The following is a 19782-nucleotide window of genomic DNA, read 5'->3' on the forward strand; positions in this document are numbered from 1 at the left end:
ACATTTTCTATCAACTGATAGTTTTTAGCGCGCCCGGCCTCGGCGCGTGATAGGCAGTAAGGCGTGCAGACCGATCGACGAGGACGTCCCCGGCTGGTGGCTTCCAGCAGGCCGGGCCGCAGCCCCCGCGACGAGATCCTCGATGCCGCGGCGGAGTTGTTCACCACCGTCGGCTACGCCGCGACCTCGACCCGGCGGATCGCCGACAGCGTCGGGATTCGGCAGGCCTCGCTGTATCACCACTTCGCCGCCAAGGACGACATCCTCGACGCCCTGCTGGCCGACACCGTCGAGAACTCCGTGCAGCTGGCCGCCGAGCTGCTGGCCGAGGGCGGACCGAGCGCGCCCCGGCTGCACACCCTTGTGGTCGCCGATACCGCGCAATTGTGCGGCGGTGCCTGGAATCTGGGCACCCTGTATCTGCTCCCTGAGCTTCGCCTCGAGCGCTTCGCCGCATTCCGCCGACGCCGGGGAGAGTTGCGCGACCACTATCACGAGTTGTCGCGCGCGGTGATCGCCGACCACGACGGCGCCTCGGACGCCGACGATCTGCCGTTCCGGTTGGTGGAGGCGGTGATCAACCGCCGTTCCGACGACGGCTCCTGCCCGCCGGATTATCCGTGGACGATTGCCGAAGCGGCGCTACGGGTATTGGGCTGCGCCGGCGGGTTCACCGCGATGCGCACCTCGACCGGGCACCGTCTGGGGTGGCAGCCGCAGTAGGCAGCAACCTGTTCAGCGGCCGGCCAGCTTGGCGGCCAGTCTGCGGTTCACCGGCTCGGGCAACAGGTCTGAGACATCGCCACCCATCGACGCCACTTCCTTTGCCAGCGACGACGACACAAACGAATACCGCGGCGTGGTCGCCACGAAAAACGTGTCGACACCGGCGATGTGCTTGTTCATCTGGGCCATCTGCAGCTCGTACTCGAAGTCGGTACCGGTGCGCAGGCCCTTGACGATCGCGGTCAGCTCACGCTCGCGGACGAAGTCGACCACCAAACCCTGGCCCGACTCCGCACGTACGTTGGGAAGATGCGCGGTGGCTTCGGCGATCATCTCGAGACGCTCGTCCAGGGTGAACATGCCCTTCTTGGCGGGATTGACCAGCACGGCGGCCACCACCTCGTCGAACTGGGCGGCCGCGCGCTCCAGGATGTCGACGTGTCCCAACGTCACCGGGTCAAAGGAACCGGGGCATACCGCGCCACTCATAGTGCTCGACGCTAGCAGCCGGGCTACTCCAGCTCGGCCAGCTCCAGCCGGGTGTCGCCGTAACGGCGCGAGGGCCAGGATTCCCAGCCCGGTGGCCAGCCCACCGCGGGGCTGGAGGCGGCCCGTTCGATCATCACGACCGTGCCCGGTCCCGCCCAGCCGCCGGCGACCAGCAATCCCGGCAGCGCGTCGATCGTGGCGGCATCGACGTCGTAGGGCGGATCGGCCAGCACCAGATCCACCGGCGTCTCGGTTCCCCCGGCCAGCACCGCGGCCACCGTGCCGCGGCGCAGCACGGCGCCGGCCAGCCCGAGTGCGGCAATATTGGCGGCCAGCACATCGGCAGCGCGGCGGTCCGATTCGACGAACACCGCCGATGCGGCGCCGCGAGACAACGCCTCCAAGCCGAGAGCCCCCGAACCCGCGTATAGGTCCAACACCGTCATCCCGGTCAGATCCATCCGGGAATCGAGCACATTGAACAGCGCCTCGCGCACCCGATCGGTGGTTGGCCGGGTGCCACGCGGTGGCACGGCGAGGCGTCGTCCACCGACTGCACCGCCGACGATGCGGGTCAGCTCAGCACCACCAGCAGGTCACCGCCCTCGACCTGCGCGGTCTCGGCAACGGCCACCCGCGTGACGGTGCCGTCGGCCGGCGCGGTGATGGCCGCCTCCATCTTCATTGCCTCGATGGTGGCCACGGTCTGTCCGGCGGTGACCTTCTCCCCCTCGGAAACCCCGATGGTGACCACACCGGCAAACGGTGCCGCGACATGGCCCGGCTTGGTGCGGTCGGCCTTTTCGGCAACCGGCACTTCGCTGGCGATGCTGCGGTCACGCACCTCGACCGGCCGCAGTTGACCGTTGATGATGCACATCACGGTCCGCATGCCGCGTTCATCCGGCTCGGAGATGGCCTCGAGCCCGATCAGCAGCTCCACCCCGCGCTCCAGCTTGACCCGGTGTTCCTCGCCTTGACGCAGGCCGTAGAAAAACTGGTTGGCCGACAAACGCGAAATGTCGCCGTAGAGCTCCCGATGCGACTCGAATTCCTTTGTGGGGCCGGGGAACAGCAGGCGATTCAGCCGGGCCTGGCGTTCCGGTCCGGACCGAGCCAGCACTGCCTCGTCGTCGGCCGAGAGCTGCTGCATCTCCCGTGCCGGGCCGCGACCCTCCAGCGCCTTGGTCCGCAACGGCTCCGGCCAGCCACCGGCCGGGTCGCCCAGCTCGCCGCGCAGGAAGCCGATCACCGAGTCCGGGATGTCGACTCGGGACGGGTCGGCGGCGAACTCGTCGGCAGTCACGCCCGCTCCGACCAGGGCCAGTGCCAGATCGCCGACCACCTTCGAGCTCGGGGTCACCTTGATCAGCCGGCCCAGTACGGCGTCCGCGGCGGCATAGTTGGTCTCGACGTCTTCGAACCGGTCCGCCAACCCCAGCGCCTTGGCCTGCTGATGCAGGTTGGACAGCTGACCACCGGGAATCTCATGGTGGTACACCCGCCCGGTCGGCGCCGGCAGTCCGGACTCGAACGGCGCGTACACCTTTCGCAGCGCTTCCCAGTACGGCTCCAAGTCGCCCACCGCATCCAGCGAGATCCCGGTGTCGTAGTCGGTGTGCGCTGCCGCGGCGATGATCGAACTCACCGCCGGCTGGCTGGTGGTGCCCGCAAGCGGGGCGGCCGCGCCATCGACGGCGTCCGCCCCGGCCTGCCAGGCCGCGACGTAGCTGGCCAGCTGACCACCCGCGGTGTCGTGGGTGTGTACGTGGATCGGCAGGTCGAAGCGACTGCGCAGCGCTTTCACCAATGTGGTTGCCGCAGCGGGGCGCAACAGTCCCGCCATGTCCTTGATGGCCAGCACATGGGCGCCGGCGTTCACGATCTGCTCGGCGAGCCGCAGGTAGTAGTCCAGCGTGTAGAGCGTCTCGCCCGGACTGCTCAGATCCCCGGTGTAACACATGGCGACTTCGGCTACCGCACTGCCGGTTTCGCGCACCGCATCGATGGCCGGAATCATCGAGTCGACGTTGTTGAGTGCATCGAAGATCCGGAAGATGTCAATGCCGGTCTCGGTCGCCTCCTGGACGAACGCCGAGGTCACCAGCTCCGGATAGGGGGTGTAGCCGACGGTGTTGCGACCGCGCAGCAGCATCTGCAGGCAGACGTTGGGCAGCGCCTCACGCAGCGCAGCCAGCCGCTCCCAGGGATCTTCCTTCAGAAACCGCAGCGCCACATCGTAAGTCGCGCCGCCCCAGCACTCGACCGACAGCAGTTGCGGCATGGTGTGGGCCACATACGGCGCCACCTTGACCAATCCGCTCGTGCGGACCCGGGTGGCCAACAGCGACTGGTGGGCATCCCGGAACGTGGTGTCGGTGACCTGCAAGGCCGGCGACTCCCGCAGCCAGCCGGCGAAGCCCTCCGGGCCCAGCTCGACCAGCCGCTGCTTGGAGCCCGACGGCGGCGGCACCGACAGATCCAGCTCGGGCAGCTTGTCGCGCGGGTATACCGCCGACGGCCGGGTACCGTGCGGACTGTTGACGGTGACGTCCGCCAGGTAGTTCAAGATCTTGGTGCCGCGATCGGCCGAGGACCGCGCGGTCAGCAACTGCGGGCGCTCGTCGATGAACGAGGTCGTGATACGCCCGGCGGAGAAATCGGGATCATCGAGCACGGCCTGCAGGAACGGGATGTTGGTGGCCACCCCGCGGATCCGGAACTCCGCGATCGCCCGCCGCGCCCGCTTCACCGCGGTGGGGAAATCCTTGCCGCGACAGGTCAGCTTGACCAGCATCGAGTCGAAGTGGGCGCTGATCTCCGCACCCAGGTTGGTGCCGCCGTCCAGCCGGATCCCGGCCCCGCCCGGGCTGCGGTACGCGCTGATCCGGCCGGTGTCGGGCCGGAATCCGTTGGCCGGGTCCTCGGTGGTGATCCGGCATTGCAGCGCCGCACCGTGCAGCGTGATCGCATCCTGGGACAGGCCCAGGTCCGCCAGCGATTCGCCGGCCGCAATCCGCAGCTGTGACGACACCAGGTCGACGTCGGTGATCTCCTCGGTGACGGTGTGCTCCACCTGGATGCGCGGATTCATCTCGATGAACACGTGGTGGCCGCGTTCGTCGACCAAGAACTCCACGGTGCCCGCGCAGGTGTAGCCGATATGACGCGCGAAAGCGACGGCGTCCGAGCAGATCTTCATCCGCAGCGCCGGATCGAGGTTCGGCGCCGGCGCCAATTCGACGACCTTCTGATGCCGGCGCTGCACGCTGCAGTCGCGCTCGTAGAGGTGGATCACGTTGCCGTGGTTGTCGGCCAGGATCTGCACCTCGATGTGGCGCGGGTTGAGTACCGCCTGCTCGAGGTAGACGTGTGGGTCGCCGAACGCCGAATCCGCTTCCCGGCTGGCCGCTTCCACCGCATCGGCCAGCGCGTCGATGTCGGCGACCCGCCGCATCCCGCGCCCACCGCCACCGGCGACCGCCTTGACGAACAGCGGGAAGGTCATGTCTTGGGCTGCGGCGAGCAGTTCCGCCACCGAGGACGACGGCGCCGACGACGCCAGCACCGGCAGTCCCGCCTCCCGCGCGGCGGCCACCGCGCGGGACTTGTTGCCGGTCAGCGCCAGCACGGCCGCGCTGGGACCGACGAAGGTGATGCCCGCGTCCGCGCAAGCCTGCGCCAGTTGCGGATTCTCCGAAAGGAATCCGTATCCGGGGTAGACGGCGTCGGCCCCGCACCGCACCGCGGTGCCGACGATCTCATCGACTGACAGGTACGCGCGTACCGGATGGCCCTCTTCGCCGATCTGGTAGGACTCGTCGGCCTTGAGCCGGTGCAGCGAGTTGCGGTCCTCGTAGGGGTAGACGGCCACGGTGCCGACCCCGAGTTCGCAGGCGGCCCGGAACGCGCGGACAGCGATCTCCCCACGGTTCGCAACCAGCACTTTGGAGATCACTTCCACCCCTACAGCAGCGTTATCCAGTAATCCTGAAACCGAATAAATATCAACAGAAATAACGCGATAAACCATAACGCAGCGATGGTCCAACGCCATCGGTGCAAATGCTGCAAATTTTTGCGTATACCACCCTGCTCAGATGCTAGGGCTGCGAATATCACCAGCAGGCACAGCGTGACCGCCCAGACCACCATGCAGTACGGGCACAGTGCGCCGATCCGGTAGAGGCTCTGGAAGATCAGCCAGTGCACGAACCCCGCACCGACCAGCGTGCCGAGCGTCATCCCGGTCCAATACCACCGCGGCAGAGGCACTTTCGCCACCGCCAGCACACCGGCCACCACCACCACAGTGAATGCCACGATCCCCATCAAGGGATTGGGGAAACCCAGCACCGACGCCTGCGGGGTGACCATGACCGATCCGCAGGACAACACCGGGTTGAGGTTGCACGACGGCACGTAGCCCGAGTCGATCAGCAGCTCGATCTTCTCGACGGTCAGCGTGATCGAGGCGGCCAGCCCGATGATTCCGCCGATCAGCACCGCCCAGGCCCGGGGCGTCGCCACCGGTACCGCCTGCTCGGGCGGTTCGGGTTCGACGGCCGAAGCCGCGATGGTCACGACTCCTGGGCCGGTGCGGCCATGCCCGGCACGTCACCGACGATCTCACGGATCTTGGAGACCAGCGCCTCCGGAGTCGAGGGGCGGTAGTCCTCGCCGTTGATACGCAGGGTGGGGGTGGCGTGTATGCCCGCGGCGGCAGCCATACCGCCGACCATCTTGAGGTACTTCCCGCTGTTGATGCACGCCGGAACGCCGCCGGCGGCGCCGGCCTGGCGGGCAAGCTCGATCAGGCGCTTGTTGTCGGGGAACTCCGTACCGATCTCCGACGGCTGCAGCTGCTCGGTGTAGAGCGCGGTGTGGAACCGACGGAAGGCGTCGTTGTTCTCGTCGGCGACACAGTAGGCGGCGGCACCGGCGCGCGAGGAGTAGTCGTCGTTCTGCGGCCGGTCCAGGATCGCGACCATGTGGTAGTCGGCGGCGATCGCCCCGCTGTCGATCAGCCGGGACACCGTCGGGCCGAATGCCCGCTCGAGGTTGCCGCAGGCCGGGCAGAGGAAGTCCTCGTAGAACGCCAGCACGGCCTTGGGCTCATCGGTCCCGTCCTTGGTGACCAGCTTGCTCGAGGTCACCCGGATCGCCTCACCGGCGCCAGCGCCCTTCTTGTGGCCGTTGGACACCACGATGTAGCCGATGAGCCCCACCGCGAAGACCACCACGATCGCGACCAACCCGATCTGCATGGCGAGGTTGCGTTTCTGGTCGCCGGCCCTCAAGCCGGAGACGCCGGGGCGTTTGGGTTTGCTGGCCACAGTCGGTTGGTCCTCGTCTTCGGTGGTCGGTTTGCGGTTCAGCGTACCGGCGTGCGTCCTAGACCTCAGCCGCGGCTGAGGTGCGCGCGCAGCGCGGAGATCAACTCAGCGGTGGCGGTCGCGCTGCCACCGCCCAGGCCGAACAGGTTGATGAAGGCATGCGTCAACGACGGCATCTGCCGCAGGTCGACGACGACCCCGGCCTCGCGCAGGGCTTTCGCGAACGCTTCGCCTTCGTCGTGCAGCGGGTCGAAACCGGCTACGGCCACCAGTGCGGGTGGCAAGCCCGACAGGTCGCCGGCCAGCAACGGCGATACCCGCGGGTCGGTCGGGTCAAGCTGCGAGCGGCCCACGTACTGGTCGGTGAACCAGTCGATGTCGTGCTTGGTCAGCAGAAATCCGTCGCCATAGAGGGTGCGCGAGCGGGTTTGGGCGGTGCAGTCGGTGACCGGGTAGATCAACCACTGCAGGATGGGTGCCGGTCCCCCGCCGTCACGGGCCAGCAGCGCCACTGCTGCGGCCAGGTTGCCGCCGGCGCTGTCCCCACCGACCGCGATCCGTCCGGGAATCCCGCCCAGCTCAGCGGCGTGGTCGTGTGCCCATCGAAATGCCGCAAAGGCATCGTCGAGCGCTGCCGGTGCGGGGTGCTCGGGCGCCAGCCGGTAGTCGACCGAAAGCACCGCGATGTCGCCGTCTCGGCAGGTCAGCCGGCAGATCGCGTCGTGGCTGTCCAGGTTGCCGATCACGAATCCGCCACCGTGGTAGAAGACCAGCAGCGGCTTGGCGCCACCGCCGACCGGCCGGTAGTGGCGGGCGGCGATGTCGCCGTCCGGGCCGGGCACCACGATGTCGCGAACATCGACGTGGATATCACCGCCACCGAGCCCGGCGGTCGTCTCGCGCAATTGAGCACGGGAGGCAACCGCGTCGTCGCCGATGACGAAGCCGTTGATGCCCATCGCGCGCTGCGCGGCCAGCGTCAACCGCAAGGTGGGGTCCAACGTCTTTCCATCGATGGCCACCGACCGCCCGCCGGTCAGCATCCGCTGGACCCCGATCGGCAGCAGCGGCGTCACTTTCATGCCGACTCTCATGGCGGTGCTCTGCAGCTGGTCGGTCCATCGCGCTCCCCGGCCGGAACCGGAGCCGCCTGGCAGACTTCGTGTCATGGCTGTTGACGGTAGCTTGCGTTCGGTCACGCTCAACGACGGTAATTCCATCCCCAGCGTCGGTTTCGGGGTTTACAAGATTTCACCTGCCGAGACCGAGCAAGCGGTGCGCACCGCACTGGCTGCCGGATACCGCCATATCGACACCGCGGCCCTGTATGACAACGAGCGTGAGGTCGGCCGGGCCGTCGGGGCATCCGGGCTGCCGCGCGACGAGGTGTATGTGGTCACCAAAGTGTGGAACTCCGACCAGGGCTACGACTCCACGCTGAGGGCATTCGAGGCGAGCATGGACCGCCTCGGCCTCGAATTTCTGGACCTGTACCTGATCCATTGGCCGCTGCCGGCACGCGGAAAGTTCGTCGAGACCTTCCGGGCGTTGGCTCACCTGCGAGATCAGGGCCGGATCCGCTCGATAGGGGTGAGCAACTTCGCACCCGAGCACCTCGAGATGCTCATCGACGGAACCGGGATCGTTCCAGTCGTCAACCAGGTCGAGTTGCACCCGCGCTTCAGCCAGCCCGACCTGCGTGAGGTGCACGCCCGCCTCGGGATCGCCACCGAAGCCTGGGCACCGCTGGGCCGAGGTTCGCTGTTGGCCCATCCGACGGTTACCGAGGTGGCGCGGCGTTGCGATAAGACACCGGCGCAGGTGCTGATTCGGTGGCATATCCAACTGGGTAATATCGTGATTCCGAAATCGGTGCACCCGGAGCGCATCGTCGGCAACTTCGACGTCTTCGACTTCGAACTCGGCGCAGCAGAGATGGCCGAGATATCCTCGCTCGACGACGGCGCCCGATTGGGACCGGATCCGCGAACATTCGATTACACAGGTAGGTGAAATGACGTCGGGCACTTCGATCCCCTCCGTCACTCTCAACGACGACCGCTCGATGCCGACTCTGGGCATCGGGGTGGCCGAGTTGACCGAGGCCGAAACCGAGCGTGCGGTCTCGACCGCGCTTGAGCTGGGCTGCCGGTTGATCGACACCGCCAAGGTGTACGGCAACGAGGCCGCGGTGGGCCGGGCGATCGCCGCGTCGGGGATCCCGCGTGAGGAGGTGTTCGTCACCACCAAGCTGGCCAACGCCGACCAGGGACTGACCGCCGCCATCGAAGCCTGCAAGGCCAGCCTGGAGCGGCTCGGCATGGACTATGTGGACCTGTACCTGGTCCACTGGCCGGCTCCGTCGCTGGGCATGTACGTCGACAGCTACGGCGGGCTGATCCAGGCCCGGGAGCTGGGACTGGCCCGGTCCATCGGGGTGTGCAACTTCACCGCCGAACACCTCGACGATGTGATCGACCTGGCGTTCGAGACGCCGTCGGTGAACCAGATCGAGCTGCACCCGCTGCTCAACCAAGCCGAGCTGCGTGCCGCCAACGCCGAACGCGGCATCATCACGCAGGCCTACAGCCCGCTGGCGGTCGGTCGGTTGCTCGAGCACCCGACCGTGACGGCGATCGCCGGGGAGTACGGCAAGACCCCGGCACAGGTGCTGATCCGGTGGAGCCTGCAACTGGGCAACGTGGTGATCCCCCGGTCGGCTCAGCCGGAGCGCATCGCGGCCAACCTCGACGTGTTCGGCTTCGAGCTGGCCGACCAGCACATGGAGAGCCTCGGCGGCCTCAATGACGGCACGCGGGTGCGGGAAGACCCGCTGACCTACACCGGCATCTGATCCCAACTGGTCCGCACACTCGGGTCAGCGCGCCGACACCCGGTTGATGCGCTCTACCAACCGGGCCCGCGCTTGCGGCCACTCCTGCCCGATCACCGAGTAGACGATCGTGGTGCGCCAGGATCCGTCGCGGCGCCGGGCGTGCTTGCGCAGCTCACCCTCCCGGGTGGCGCCGATGGCCTGCACCGCGCGCTGCGAGCGCTCATTGAGGTTGTCGACGTTGAACTGCACCCGTCCCGCGCCCAGCGCGCAGAAGCAGTGGTCGAGCAGCAGCAGTTTCGACTCGGAGTTGACCGCCGACCCGCGGACCCGCTGAGCCAACCAGGTGCTGCCCACCGTCACCCGGCGGTCCACCTCGCTCATGTCGTACAGCGATGTCGTCCCGACGATCTCGCCGGTGCCGACCTCGATCTGAGTCAACACCTGATGGTCGGAAGCCAGTGCCGCGGACACCGAGGCTTCGGTGGGCGGCTCGGAGTGCTGGCCGTAGAGGAAGTAGCGGGTGCACTCGGTGTCGAACGCGCGGGCCAGTCCGCCGACATCGGCGAGCACGGTCGGCCGCAGTAGCACATGCTCGCCGGACAGCGTGGGCGCGGTACGCCAGTGGTCGATCGTCATCGGCTCCCCTATCCGGTCGGGCAGGTGGCCGCTGCCTCACGCAGCACGTCGGCTGACGGCTGATCGAGACGCAGCGCGTAGCCCCGCAGGACCGAAATGTAGGCGACGGCGTACTGGCACGCGAACGATTTATTGGGCGGCATCCACTGCCCAGGCCCCGCGTCGCCCTTGTCCTGGTTGCCCTGCCCGGCGACCGCCAGCAGGTTGGCGGGGTCGTTGGCGAAGCGCACCCGCTGGCGATAGGGCCAGGCGGAGGCCCCCATGTCCCAGGCGTACGCCAGCGGCACGATGTGGTCGATCTGCACCGCCTCACCGATCTTCGCGCCGCGGGTGAAGGCGACGACGGCGTTGGTGTAGGGGTCGTGCAGGGTTCCGGTGGCGACCGCGTCGGCGCAGCGTTTGGTCGACACGTGCGTGATGTCCACCAGATCCCGGTTGAGGATGTCGTTGCGGGTGTCGCAGCCGTTGTGCCCGCCCGGCGCATCGTTGTCGTCATCCCAGGCATCGCCGAACAGCGGCCGGCGGTAGTCGTAGCGGTGGGTGCGGGCTGGAACCACCGTGATGCCCGCCAAGACGTCGGTGCCGGCCGCCACCGTGGGCATGCCGGCCTGCGCTGCCAGGGCACGGCTGCTCCTACCTACGGCCGACACGGTCTGGTAGGCGACGACCACGGCCAGCACCGCCACCACGGCCAGCCACAGCAGGGCTTTACGACTGGTCATGATTTGTCCAGGTAGTCGATATCGGTGAAATACGCGGCGAGCGTGGCCAATCCGGGATCATCCGGGTTGGCTTCCCAGGCCTTGTTGCACCACGACCGGGCCGCCTCGATCACTTCGCCGTGGTCGGCCAGCGACAGTAGCTTGAGGCCGCCTCGCCAACCGGACTGGTTGCGGCCCAACACATCTCCCTCACCACGCTCGGCCAGATCCAGATCGGCCAAGGCGAATCCGTCCAGGGTTCCAGCGACAGCCTTCAGACGCTGACCCGCCTTGGACCCAGGACCGCTGGAGGTCACCAGCAGGCAGAGGCTGGCGTGCTGGCCGCGGCCGATCCGGCCGCGAAGCTGATGCAGCTGGCTGATGCCGAACCAGTCGGCGTCGGCAATCAGCATGACGGTGGCATTGGGTACGTCGACACCGACCTCGATGACCGTGGTGCAGACCAGCACGTCGACCGCACCGCTGCGGAACGCCGTCATCACCGCGTCCTTCTCGTCCCCGGTCAGCCGCCCGTGCATCAAGCCCAGCCGCAGCCCCGACAGCGGCCCGGCCCGCAGCTGATCGAACAACCCCACCGCGGTGGCCGAGGTCCGGCCGCCCTCATCTGCTGAACCGGGTTTGCTCGGCTCGTCGGTCTCGTCGATGCGGGGTGCTACCACGTAGGCCTGCCTTCCGTCCGCCACCTCCTCGCGGATCCGCGCCCAAGCCCGATCCAGCCAGGTCGGCTGCTCCTTGACGAAGATCACCGAACTCGCGATCGGCTGGCGGCCGCGGGGCAGCTCGCGCAACGTGGAGGTCTCCAGATCGCCGTATACGGTGAGCGCCACCGTGCGCGGAATCGGAGTGGCGGTCATCACCAGCAGGTGCGGAGTGATGCCGTCGGGCGCTTTGGCGCGCAACTGATCTCGCTGCTCGACGCCGAATCGATGTTGTTCGTCGACGACCACCATGCCCAGGTTGTCGAATTCGACCGCATCAACCAGCAGGGCGTGAGTGCCCACGACGATGCCGGCCCGGCCGCTGGCGATCTCGGCACGAGCCTGCTTCTTGGCGGCCGCGGACATCGAGCCGGTGAGCAGCGCCACCGCGGTGGCATTGTCGGCCCCGCCCAGCTGACCGCCGAGCGCCAGCGGCCCGAGCATGTCGCGTATCGATCGGGCATGTTGGGCAGCAAGGACTTCGGTGGGCGCCAACAGGGCGCACTGATAGCCGGCATCGACCAGCTGCAGCATCGCCAGCAGCGCGACGATCGTCTTGCCCGAGCCGACCTCGCCCTGCAGCAGCCGATTCATCGGGCGGCTGGCGGCCAGTTCACCTTCGAGCACGCCGAGCACTTCGCGTTGTCCGGTGGTCAGCTCGAACGGCAGCCGCCGCAGCAGTTCTGCGACCATCCCGTTGTCGCGGCGCGGTGCCGGTGACCCGGATTCGGACAGTTCACCGTTGCGGCGCATCGCCAACGCCCATTGCAGACCGAACGCTTCGTCGACGGCCAGCCGAGCCCGGGCGCGGTCCCGTTCGGCGGCGTTCTCCGACAGGTGGATCGCGCGCAGCGCGTCGTCTTCGCCGAGCAGTCCCCGTTCGGTGCGCACCGCTGTCGGTAGCGGGTCCGGAACCGGATCGAGCATGTCGAGCACCTGCCGCACGCAGGCGAAGATGTCCCAGCTCTGCAGTTTCGCGGTCGCCGGATAGATCGGGTAGCAGCTGCGCTCGAAGTCCGACTGGTTGATCTGCCCGCTGACTTTTTGCGATGCATCGGCGATGTTGCGCAGCGAACTGCTGCCGAAGTTGCGTTCCTGCGCGGCATCGTCGGCTTCCTTGAGTACCAGGAAGTCCGGATGGGTGAGCTGGATCGCACCCCGAAACAGCTTGACCTCCCCGGACAGCATCACCCGGGTGCCCGGGGTCAACCGCCAGCGCAGGCCTTTGGGGTTGAAGAACGTCGCACTGACCTTGTTGCGGCCGCTACCGACGGTGACAGCGAGGTATTTGCCGTTGCGCCGCTGCATGTCTTTGAGCACCGCTGAACTAATGGTGTCGACGATGGTGATGTGGTCGCCTTCGGCGGGGCGACTGTCCGCCGCGCCGCGCACCCCGGTGCCTTCGACGTAGCTGCGCGGGTAGTGCCGCAGCAGGTCTCCGACGGTGCGGATGCCGAAGCATTCGTCGAGTTTGTCGGCGGCATCAGAGCCGACGATGAAATCCAGCCGGTCAGCCAGCGTCACCATCGCTACTCGACCCCGATCAGCAGTGCGTCCCCCCGATGGCCGGTGAAGTAGGTCGCCAGTTCGGTCCCCGGGTGCTGGTCATGCACGTGCCGGGCCAACACGTCCATGACATCTTCTTCTAACCCGTCGACGCCCGCCCCGAACAGCACCGTCACCAACTCCCCGCCGGCCGCCAGCAGCAGATCGATCAGGCCGATCGCCGCCGCGCCCACATTGCGGGCCACGATCAGCACCTCGTCACCGGCGATGCCCAGGCCGTCGCCGGGCCGGCAGGCACCGGCCCAGGTCAGCGCCTGTTCGGTGGCCACCCGGACCGATCCGAGCCGGGTGCTGCCGGCGGCTCGGGCCATCGTGTAACCGTCATCGACCACCGGACGGCCAGGGTCATGGACTGCCAACGCGGATAGCCCCTGCACCATGGAGCCGGTCGGCACCGGTACCACGTCGATGCCCCAGCCGATGGCCGCCGTACAACCCGCCACCAGCTCCTCGGCGGCGACATAACCGTTGGGCAGCAGCATCACCTGCGCTGCACCGGTGTCCACCACCGCCCGCAACAGCTGCTGGGCGGTGACCATCATGACCGGCTCGGCACTGTGCGGGTCGGGCCGCAGCACGCAGGCTCCTTCGGAGTCGAATAACGCCTCGGCACCGTCGCCGTCGACCACGGCCAGCACCGCGCGCTCCCGCGCCCAGCTGCCCGGGGACGTACCGGTGGCGCCGGCCAGGGCCGAGATCTGGATCCGCCGCGGCCGGCCGAAGGCCAGGCCCGCTTCCACCGCGGCACCGGCGTCATCGGTGTGCACGTGCACCGAATATCCGCCGACCACGCCTGAAGTGGCGATTGCCACAGATTCTCCGAGCTGGTTCAGCCGCTCCCGCAGGGCTTCGGTGTCTTCGGGACCGCACTCGCCCAGCAGGTACATCACCTCGAACTGCGGCGCGGGAGCCTCGGTGCCCGCTTCGGGCGGCCGCGGGCACGGCGCGGGCTGGTATGCCGCCCGCACGGGCGCCTGCCCGGTGATCGTGCTGCGCAGGGCGTCGAGCAGCACCAGCAGGCCGCGGCCGCCCGCGTCCACCACCCCGGCCTCGGCGAGCACGTCGAGCTGCGCGGTGGTCGCCTCCAGTGCCGCCGCGGCTGCATCGGTGCCGGCCACCAGCGCCGGACCCAACTCGGCTCCCTGCTCCGCGCACTCTTCGACGGCCGCAGCGGCGGCCTGCAGCACCGACACGATGGTTCCGGGGACCTCGCGGCCGCCCATTGAGGTGACCACCAGCTCGACCCCGTGCCGCAGACCGGCGCCGAGCAAGGTGGAGTCGATGGCGCTGACTGCGGTATCAGGGTTGCTTGGGGCCGTCACATCGGCCAGTCCGCGCAGGATCTGCGACAGGATCACCCCGGAGTTTCCGCGTGCGCCGTGCAGCGCCCCGGACGACAGTGCGGCCGCGACCCGGCCCACCTCACCCGAGGCGGCCTCGGTGTTGGCCTCGGCCAGCGCCGAACGCATGGTGAACAGCATGTTTGTTCCGGTGTCGGAATCGGCGACCGGGAAGACATTGAGCCGGTTGATCTCATCGGTATGGGTGATCAGGTCACCGACGGCGGTGTGCGCCCAGTCCCGCAAGGTCGCCGCATCCAGCCGACGATCGGGGTTGCCCACCTGCACCCACCTTCCTGCCGCCACCTCCGGTGGCTGCAAGCCTAATCACTCCGGGCGACAGCACAGGTCACGTCCGTCCGGCCGCGATGGGGCGTTTTGGTGGTTGCCCCGCCGGGCGGGTATCCTGATCAGGTTGTCGGGCCACCCGCTGAGGTCGTTGGCCCTCAAGCAGACGTTTTGAGGAGTGTCACATATGGCTGCCGTGTGCGATATCTGCGGAAAGGGCCCCGGCTTCGGTAAGTCGGTGTCCCACTCGCACCGTCGGACCAGCCGTCGGTGGGACCCGAACATCCAGGTCGTGCACGCCGCGCGTCCCGGCGGTAACAAGCAGCGCCTGAACGCCTGCACGTCGTGCATCAAGGCCGGCAAGGTCGTTCGCGGCTAAGTCCGCTCTTTTCTCGCCGAGAGCGCAGGGACACCCCTGCCTCCTCGGCGAGTGTGCGCGACCGTCTGAACCGCGCTACTCCAGTCGCCAGTCGATCGGCTCGGCACCCATCTGCGTCAGCAGCTCGTTGGCGCGGCTGAACGGCCGAGATCCGAAGAACCCGCGCGACGCAGACAGTGGCGACGGGTGCGGTGATTCGATCGCGACGCAGTGGTCGGACAGCATCGGCTTGAGCGTCCCCGCGTCACGTCCCCACAGGATCGCCACCATCGGCTGACTGCGGGCCATCAACGCGCGGATCGCACATTCGGTGACGGCCTCCCAGCCCTTGCCGCGATGTGAGGCCGGCGTACCCGGCCGCACGGTGAGCACCCGGTTGAGCAGCAGCACACCCCGTTGTGCCCATGCGGACAGATCGCCGTTGGACGGCCTGGGATAGCCCAGATCCGCGGTGTACTCGGTGAAGATGTTCTCCAGACTGCGCGGCAGCGGCCGAACCTCCGGGGCGACCGAGAAGCTCAGGCCCACCGCGTGGCCGGGCGTCGGGTACGGATCCTGTCCGACGATCAGCACCCTGACGTTGTCGAACGGAAACGTGAAGGCACGCAAGATGTTCTGCCCTTCGGGCAGATAGCCGTGGCCGGACGTCGTCTCCTCGCGCAGAAACTGCCCCAGGGCAGCGACATGATCGGTCACCGGCGCCAGCGCACTGGCCCAACCGCTTTCGACAAGTTCAGGAAGTGGACGCGCAGTCATGGTGTCTCAACGTAATGGGGCGCCGGGATCAAACGACTGCCAGCCCGCCTCCCCGCCCCACACCGCCCCGTCGACCAGCACCCGTGCCGGCCCCGCCAGCACCTGTCCGATGGCCCGCCAACCGGCCGGCACCGCACCGGGAAACGCGGCGACGAAGGCGTGGTCTTCTCCCCCGCCCAGCACCCACGACCAGGCGTCGGCACCGACCGCAGCGGCCGCGGGCGCCACGGCTCGATAGTCGGGCGCCAGCGCCGCTGTGGACACCTCCAACGTCACCTGCGACGCCGCGGCCAGGTGCCCCAGATCGGCGATCAGGCCGTCGGAGACGTCCGTCATCGCCTGTGCCCCGGCATCGGCGGCCGCCGCGCCCTGCCCGTACGGCGGTTCGGGCACCAGGTGCCGACGCCTGAGCTCCGCGAATTCTGCTGAGCCCACACCGTCACGCCACAGCCGCAGACCCGCCGCCGAGCGGCCCAGGTCCCCGGCCACCGCCAGCGTCGCACCGGCCCGCGCCCCAGACCGCAGCACCGCTGCCCGACCGCCCAGGTCCCCCAGTACCGTCACCGATACCACCCAGCAGTCGGCCTGGACCAGGTCGCCGCCGACCACGCCCGCCCCCAGTCGCTCCGCCTCAGCCCACATCCCGTCGGCCAGGGCCGCGGCATCGGCGGCAGGAGTGTGGGTCGGGGCGCCGAAGCCGACGACGAACGCGGTGGGGCGTGCACCCATCGCCTCGATATCGGCAGCGTTCTGGGCGATCGCCTTGCGCCCGACCTGCTGTGGGGTTGACCAGTCCAGCCGGAAATGCCGACGTTCCACCAGCATGTCGGTGGATACCACGGCCCGGCCGTCGGCGCACTGGACCACCGCCGCATCGTCCCCTGGCCCCAGCTGGGTGGTGGTGGGCTGACGTCGCCCGGCCACCAGCCGGTCGATCATGGGAAACTCTCCAAGCTGACCCAGCGTGGGCTCGTTACCGCGCACAGCCTGGAGTGTAGGTGTGATCAGAACGGTAGGCGTGGCGTGACCAATCCGGAGAACGACGTGGACGGACCCCCGCGACTCGCGTTGATCGTCGCGCTGGTGGTCGCCGTCGCCGCAGTAGGCGCGGCGCTGACCGTCGCCGCGCTACAGCACCCGGGCAAGCGGCCGGCCGGTCCGGTGCCGGTCGCGACGGTGCCTGCCCCGCACGCCGACAGCGAAGACTGCCGTGCCCTGCTCGGCGCCCTACCGGCTCAGCTGGGCGATTATCGGCGCGCCGAGCTCGCCGCACCGGCACCGCAGGGCGCGGCGGCCTGGACCGCCGACGACGGCGAGGCCGTGGTGCTGCGCTGTGGGCTGGACCGGCCGGCCGATTTCGTGGTGGGTTCACCCCTCCAGGTGGTCGATCACGTGCAGTGGTTCGAGGTCCGCGAAGGCGACCGCGCCACCTGGTATGTGGTCGACCGGAAGATCTATCTGGCGCTGACATTGCCGCCCGGCTCAGGGCCCACGCCGATTCAAGAGGTGTCAGATCTGATCGCCGACACCGTCGACGCCGTACCGATCAGGCCGGGCCCGCCGCGCTAGCGATCGCCTTGCCCCGACGATCCGCGCCGAGCGTGTAATCAGGCTGAATATTTGGCTGTTTTTTCGCGCTGAGTGCACGCTCGGCGCGCCAGCAGCACGCTGGCGTCAGCGGAGCCCCACGCCGCGGGCCAGGGCGGTGTCGACCATAGTCGCCAGCAGCGTCGGGTAGTCGACGCCGCTGGCCGACCACATCCGCGGGTACATCGAGATGGTGGTGAATCCGGGCATGGTGTTGATCTCGTTGATCACCGGTCCGCTGTCGGTCAGGAAGAAGTCCACCCGGGCCAGTCCCTGGCAGTCCAGCGCGGCGAACGCCCGAATCGCCAATTGCTGCACGGCCTCGGCGACCTCGTCGTCGATCTTGGCGGGCACGTCGAGTTCGGCTGCGTCGTCGAGGTACTTGGTGGCGAAGTCATAGAAGGAGTCGTCGCGGCCCCGCACTCCGGCCACCCGGATCTCCGCCACGGTGCTCGCGGCCACCGTGCCGTCGGGGAACTCCAGCACGCCGCATTCGATTTCCCGGCCGATCATCGCGGCCTCGACAATGACCTTGGGGTCGTGCCGGCGCGCCTCGGCGATCGCCGCGGGAAGCTCGTCGTAGGACATCACCCGGCTGACCCCGATCGAGGACCCGCCGCGCGCCGGCTTGACGAACAACGGCAGCCCCAAGCGCTCCCGATCCTCGATCGACAGCGTCTCCTGGGTCGGTCGCAACACTGCATAAGGTCCGGTCGGCAGGCCCTCGGCGGCCAGTAGCTTCTTGGTGAATTCCTTGTCCATACCCGCCGCGCTGGCCAGCACCCCGGCGCCCACATAGGGCACCCCGGCCAGCTCCAGCAGTCCCTGCACGGTGCCGTCCTCGCCGTAGGGTCCGTGCAGCACGGGAAACACCACGTCGACCGACGCCAGCACTTCCGCGGAACCCGCGGACGACAATGCGACCAGCTGACCGGCACGCTGTGGGTCGGCCGCCAGCGCCAGTTCCGCACCGGAGGCCGAGCTGACCGCCGGCAGCTGGCGGCCGGTGATCGCCAGCGTGTCGGGGTTGCCGTCGGTGAGCACCCACGCCCCCTCCGGGGTGATGCCGACCGCGACGACCTCGAAGCGTTGCGGGTCCAGGTTGCGCAGGACGCTACCCGCCGAGACGCAGGAGATGGCGTGCTCGCTGCTGCGGCCGCCGAAGACGACGGCCACCCGGGTGCGTTCGTGGGAATTCACACGCCAGAGGCTACCGGGACAGCTCACTCCGGCTTGGTGCGACGTCCCAGCAGCAGTGCCACCGCCTCGTTGACCGACGAGCCCTTGTGGCAGACCCGGTGCACGGCGTCGGTCAGCGGCATCTCCACGTCGTAGCTCGAGGCCAGGGCCAGCACCGACTGGCACGACGTCACGCCCTCGACGACGTGACCGTCGGAGGTGCTCAACAACCCCGCCGAGCCGGGCACCGGCGGCATCGCCTCGCCGCGGCCGAGGCGCTCGCCGAACGAGCGGTTGCGCGAATGCGGCGATGTGCAGGTGGCCACCAGATCGCCCACTCCGGCCAGCCCGGCCAGGGTGGCGCCCTTGGCGCCCAGCGCGACTCCCAGACGGATGATCTCGGCCAGGCCCCGGGTGATGATGGCGGCCGCGGTGTTCTCACCCAGCCCCACCCCGGCCGCCATTCCGCAGGCCAGGGCGATGACGTTCTTGCAGGCTCCGCCGATCTCGGTGCCGACGACGTCGGAGTTGGTGTAGGGGCGGAAGTAGCCCGTGTTGAGCATCCGCTGCAGCGCCACCGCCCGACCGGAGTCCGTGCAGGCGACGACGGTGGCCGCGGGCTGTTCGGCGGCGATTTCTGCCGCCAGGTTGGGACCGGACACCACCGCGACCTGACCCGGGTCGAACCCCGTCACCGCCGCGACCACTTGGCTCATCCGCATCAGCGTGCCCAGCTCGATGCCCTTGGCGACGCTGACCAGCGTGGCACTGTCGGTCAGGTGCGGCGTCCATGCCTGCAGATTCGCCCGCATCGTCTGCGCCGGCACAGCCAGCACGACGGTGGTCAAGCCATCCAGCGCCTCGGCAGGATCACTGGTGGCGCGCACCGCGGCGGGTACCTCGAAGCCCGGCAGGTAGTCGGGGTTGCGCCGGGTCTCGTTGATCTGCGCGGCGATATCGGGCCGGCGTGCCCAGAGCCTGACGTCGCTGCCGGCGTCGGCGAGCACCTTGGCCAGCGCCGTGCCCCACGCGCCCGCGCCCATCACCGCGACCGTGCCCTCGGTGCCTGCCATCGCACACCACCTCCCTATAAGCGCATCACCCTAGCGGGGATCGCAAGCGCGGCGGAGCCGGGCGAAGCGGGTCACCGCCATCAACCCAGCGGGGATCGCAAGCGCGGCGGAGCCGGGCGAAGCGGGTCACCGCCATCAACCCAGCGCGCGGAACGTTCAGCCCGACGCTGG

19 protein-coding genes are annotated in these 19782 nt (G+C 68.6%); 5 read left to right on the forward strand and 14 right to left on the reverse strand.

Features of this window, described 5'->3' with window-relative positions; all coding sequences use genetic code 11:
* The first annotated feature begins 96 nt into the window (after positions 1-96).
* Positions 97-723, forward strand: coding sequence for a TetR/AcrR family transcriptional regulator (locus ACKY0W_RS14160; protein ID WP_409434580.1), 627 nt, complete (start codon positions 97-99; stop codon positions 721-723).
* 12 nt (positions 724-735) lie between these two features.
* Here the strand turns inward: ACKY0W_RS14160 and coaD are convergent, their stop codons facing one another.
* From coaD to ACKY0W_RS14190, 6 genes are all read right to left on the reverse strand, one after another.
* Complete coding sequence (gene coaD / locus ACKY0W_RS14165) at positions 736-1215, reverse strand: pantetheine-phosphate adenylyltransferase (protein WP_406757375.1); 480 nt, start codon at positions 1213-1215, stop codon at positions 736-738.
* Positions 1216-1238: 23 nt separating this feature from the next.
* Positions 1239-1793 carry a 16S rRNA (guanine(966)-N(2))-methyltransferase RsmD gene (gene rsmD, locus ACKY0W_RS14170; RefSeq protein ID WP_409437786.1) on the reverse strand — a complete coding sequence of 185 codons (555 nt, stop codon included), beginning with the start codon at positions 1791-1793 and terminating at the stop codon, positions 1239-1241.
* Positions 1790-5173: a pyruvate carboxylase gene (locus ACKY0W_RS14175; protein WP_409434581.1), complete on the reverse strand. Its 3384-nt coding sequence runs from the start codon at positions 5171-5173 to the stop codon at positions 1790-1792. Before ACKY0W_RS14175 ends, rsmD begins: the two co-directional genes overlap by 4 nt.
* A gap of 8 nt (positions 5174-5181) precedes the next feature.
* A complete protein-coding gene (locus ACKY0W_RS14180) occupies positions 5182-5793 on the reverse strand; it encodes a vitamin K epoxide reductase family protein (protein ID WP_409437787.1) in 612 nt (203 codons plus the stop codon).
* Positions 5794-5795: 2 nt separating this feature from the next.
* Positions 5796-6551 carry a DsbA family protein gene (locus tag ACKY0W_RS14185; RefSeq protein WP_406757377.1) on the reverse strand — a complete coding sequence of 252 codons (756 nt, stop codon included), beginning with the start codon at positions 6549-6551 and terminating at the stop codon, positions 5796-5798.
* 65 nt (positions 6552-6616) lie between these two features.
* Positions 6617-7720: an alpha/beta hydrolase gene (locus ACKY0W_RS14190; protein WP_409434582.1), complete on the reverse strand. Its 1104-nt coding sequence runs from the start codon at positions 7718-7720 to the stop codon at positions 6617-6619.
* Here ACKY0W_RS14190 and ACKY0W_RS14195 point away from each other — a divergent pair.
* A complete protein-coding gene (locus tag ACKY0W_RS14195) occupies positions 7719-8564 on the forward strand; it encodes an aldo/keto reductase (protein WP_409434583.1) in 846 nt (281 codons plus the stop codon). The two genes, ACKY0W_RS14190 and ACKY0W_RS14195, sit on opposite strands and share 2 nt — an antisense overlap.
* A gap of 1 nt (position 8565) precedes the next feature.
* A complete protein-coding gene (locus tag ACKY0W_RS14200; protein WP_409434584.1) occupies positions 8566-9405 on the forward strand; it encodes an aldo/keto reductase in 840 nt (279 codons plus the stop codon).
* A gap of 24 nt (positions 9406-9429) precedes the next feature.
* Here the strand turns inward: ACKY0W_RS14200 and ACKY0W_RS14205 are convergent, their stop codons facing one another.
* Genes ACKY0W_RS14205 through ACKY0W_RS14220 form a run of 4 tightly spaced genes read right to left on the reverse strand, consistent with a single transcriptional unit; the run spans position 9430 to position 14631 of the window.
* Positions 9430-10023: a GNAT family N-acetyltransferase gene (locus tag ACKY0W_RS14205; protein WP_409434585.1), complete on the reverse strand. Its 594-nt coding sequence runs from the start codon at positions 10021-10023 to the stop codon at positions 9430-9432.
* Positions 10024-10031: 8 nt separating this feature from the next.
* The gene (locus ACKY0W_RS14210) at positions 10032-10745 is read right to left on the reverse strand and encodes an HNH endonuclease family protein (RefSeq protein WP_409434586.1); all 714 of its coding nucleotides are present in this window, start codon (positions 10743-10745) and stop codon (positions 10032-10034) included.
* Entirely contained in the window at positions 10742-12970 is a 2229-nt protein-coding gene (gene recG / locus ACKY0W_RS14215; protein WP_409434587.1) for an ATP-dependent DNA helicase RecG, read from the reverse strand. Before recG ends, ACKY0W_RS14210 begins: the two co-directional genes overlap by 4 nt.
* Positions 12971-12972: 2 nt before the next feature.
* A complete protein-coding gene (locus ACKY0W_RS14220) occupies positions 12973-14631 on the reverse strand; it encodes a DAK2 domain-containing protein (RefSeq protein WP_409434588.1) in 1659 nt (552 codons plus the stop codon).
* 193 nt (positions 14632-14824) lie between these two features.
* Here ACKY0W_RS14220 and rpmB point away from each other — a divergent pair, with 193 nt between their 5' ends.
* Positions 14825-15016: a 50S ribosomal protein L28 gene (gene rpmB, locus ACKY0W_RS14225; RefSeq protein WP_024443272.1), complete on the forward strand. Its 192-nt coding sequence runs from the start codon at positions 14825-14827 to the stop codon at positions 15014-15016.
* Positions 15017-15091: 75 nt separating this feature from the next.
* Here the strand turns inward: rpmB and ACKY0W_RS14230 are convergent, their stop codons facing one another.
* On the reverse strand, positions 15092-15772 hold the full coding sequence (locus ACKY0W_RS14230) for a uracil-DNA glycosylase (protein ID WP_409434589.1): 681 nt from the start codon (positions 15770-15772) through the stop codon (positions 15092-15094).
* A 6-nt stretch (positions 15773-15778) separates the two neighbouring features.
* Positions 15779-16756, reverse strand: a complete 978-nt coding sequence (locus ACKY0W_RS14235) for a thiamine-phosphate kinase (protein WP_409434590.1) — start codon at positions 16754-16756, stop codon at positions 15779-15781.
* Positions 16757-16795: 39 nt separating this feature from the next.
* On the opposite strand from ACKY0W_RS14235, the gene ACKY0W_RS14240 reads away from it, so the two are divergent.
* On the forward strand, positions 16796-17341 hold the full coding sequence (locus tag ACKY0W_RS14240) for a DUF3515 domain-containing protein (RefSeq protein WP_409434591.1): 546 nt from the start codon (positions 16796-16798) through the stop codon (positions 17339-17341).
* Positions 17342-17446: 105 nt separating this feature from the next.
* Here ACKY0W_RS14240 and ACKY0W_RS14245 read toward each other — a convergent pair whose 3' ends face one another.
* Together ACKY0W_RS14245 and ACKY0W_RS14250 are read right to left on the reverse strand one after the other, a co-directional pair.
* A complete protein-coding gene (locus ACKY0W_RS14245) occupies positions 17447-18559 on the reverse strand; it encodes a D-alanine--D-alanine ligase family protein (RefSeq protein WP_409434592.1) in 1113 nt (370 codons plus the stop codon).
* Positions 18560-18582: 23 nt separating this feature from the next.
* Positions 18583-19611 carry an NAD(P)H-dependent glycerol-3-phosphate dehydrogenase gene (locus ACKY0W_RS14250; RefSeq protein ID WP_409434593.1) on the reverse strand — a complete coding sequence of 343 codons (1029 nt, stop codon included), beginning with the start codon at positions 19609-19611 and terminating at the stop codon, positions 18583-18585.
* Positions 19612-19782 lie beyond the last annotated feature (171 nt).

This window comes from Mycobacterium sp. SMC-14, assembly GCF_046250075.1.
Taxonomy (GTDB): domain Bacteria; phylum Actinomycetota; class Actinomycetes; order Mycobacteriales; family Mycobacteriaceae; genus Mycobacterium.

Coding starts and splice junctions, on each gene's coding strand:
- ACKY0W_RS14210 (WP_409434586.1), bottom strand. CDS start 10,745: ATGACCAGTCGTAAAGCCCTGCTGTGGCTGGCCGTGGTGGCGGTGCTG.
- ACKY0W_RS14250 (WP_409434593.1), bottom strand. CDS start 19,611: ATGGCAGGCACCGAGGGCACGGTCGCGGTGATGGGCGCGGGCGCGTGG.
- recG (WP_409434587.1), bottom strand. CDS start 12,970: ATGGTGACGCTGGCTGACCGGCTGGATTTCATCGTCGGCTCTGATGCC.
- ACKY0W_RS14205 (WP_409434585.1), bottom strand. CDS start 10,023: ATGACGATCGACCACTGGCGTACCGCGCCCACGCTGTCCGGCGAGCAT.
- ACKY0W_RS14200 (WP_409434584.1), top strand. CDS start 8,566: ATGACGTCGGGCACTTCGATCCCCTCCGTCACTCTCAACGACGACCGC.
- ACKY0W_RS14230 (WP_409434589.1), bottom strand. CDS start 15,772: ATGACTGCGCGTCCACTTCCTGAACTTGTCGAAAGCGGTTGGGCCAGT.
- rpmB (WP_024443272.1), top strand. CDS start 14,825: ATGGCTGCCGTGTGCGATATCTGCGGAAAGGGCCCCGGCTTCGGTAAG.
- ACKY0W_RS14190 (WP_409434582.1), bottom strand. CDS start 7,720: ATGACACGAAGTCTGCCAGGCGGCTCCGGTTCCGGCCGGGGAGCGCGA.
- ACKY0W_RS14195 (WP_409434583.1), top strand. CDS start 7,719: ATGGCTGTTGACGGTAGCTTGCGTTCGGTCACGCTCAACGACGGTAAT.
- coaD (WP_406757375.1), bottom strand. CDS start 1,215: ATGAGTGGCGCGGTATGCCCCGGTTCCTTTGACCCGGTGACGTTGGGA.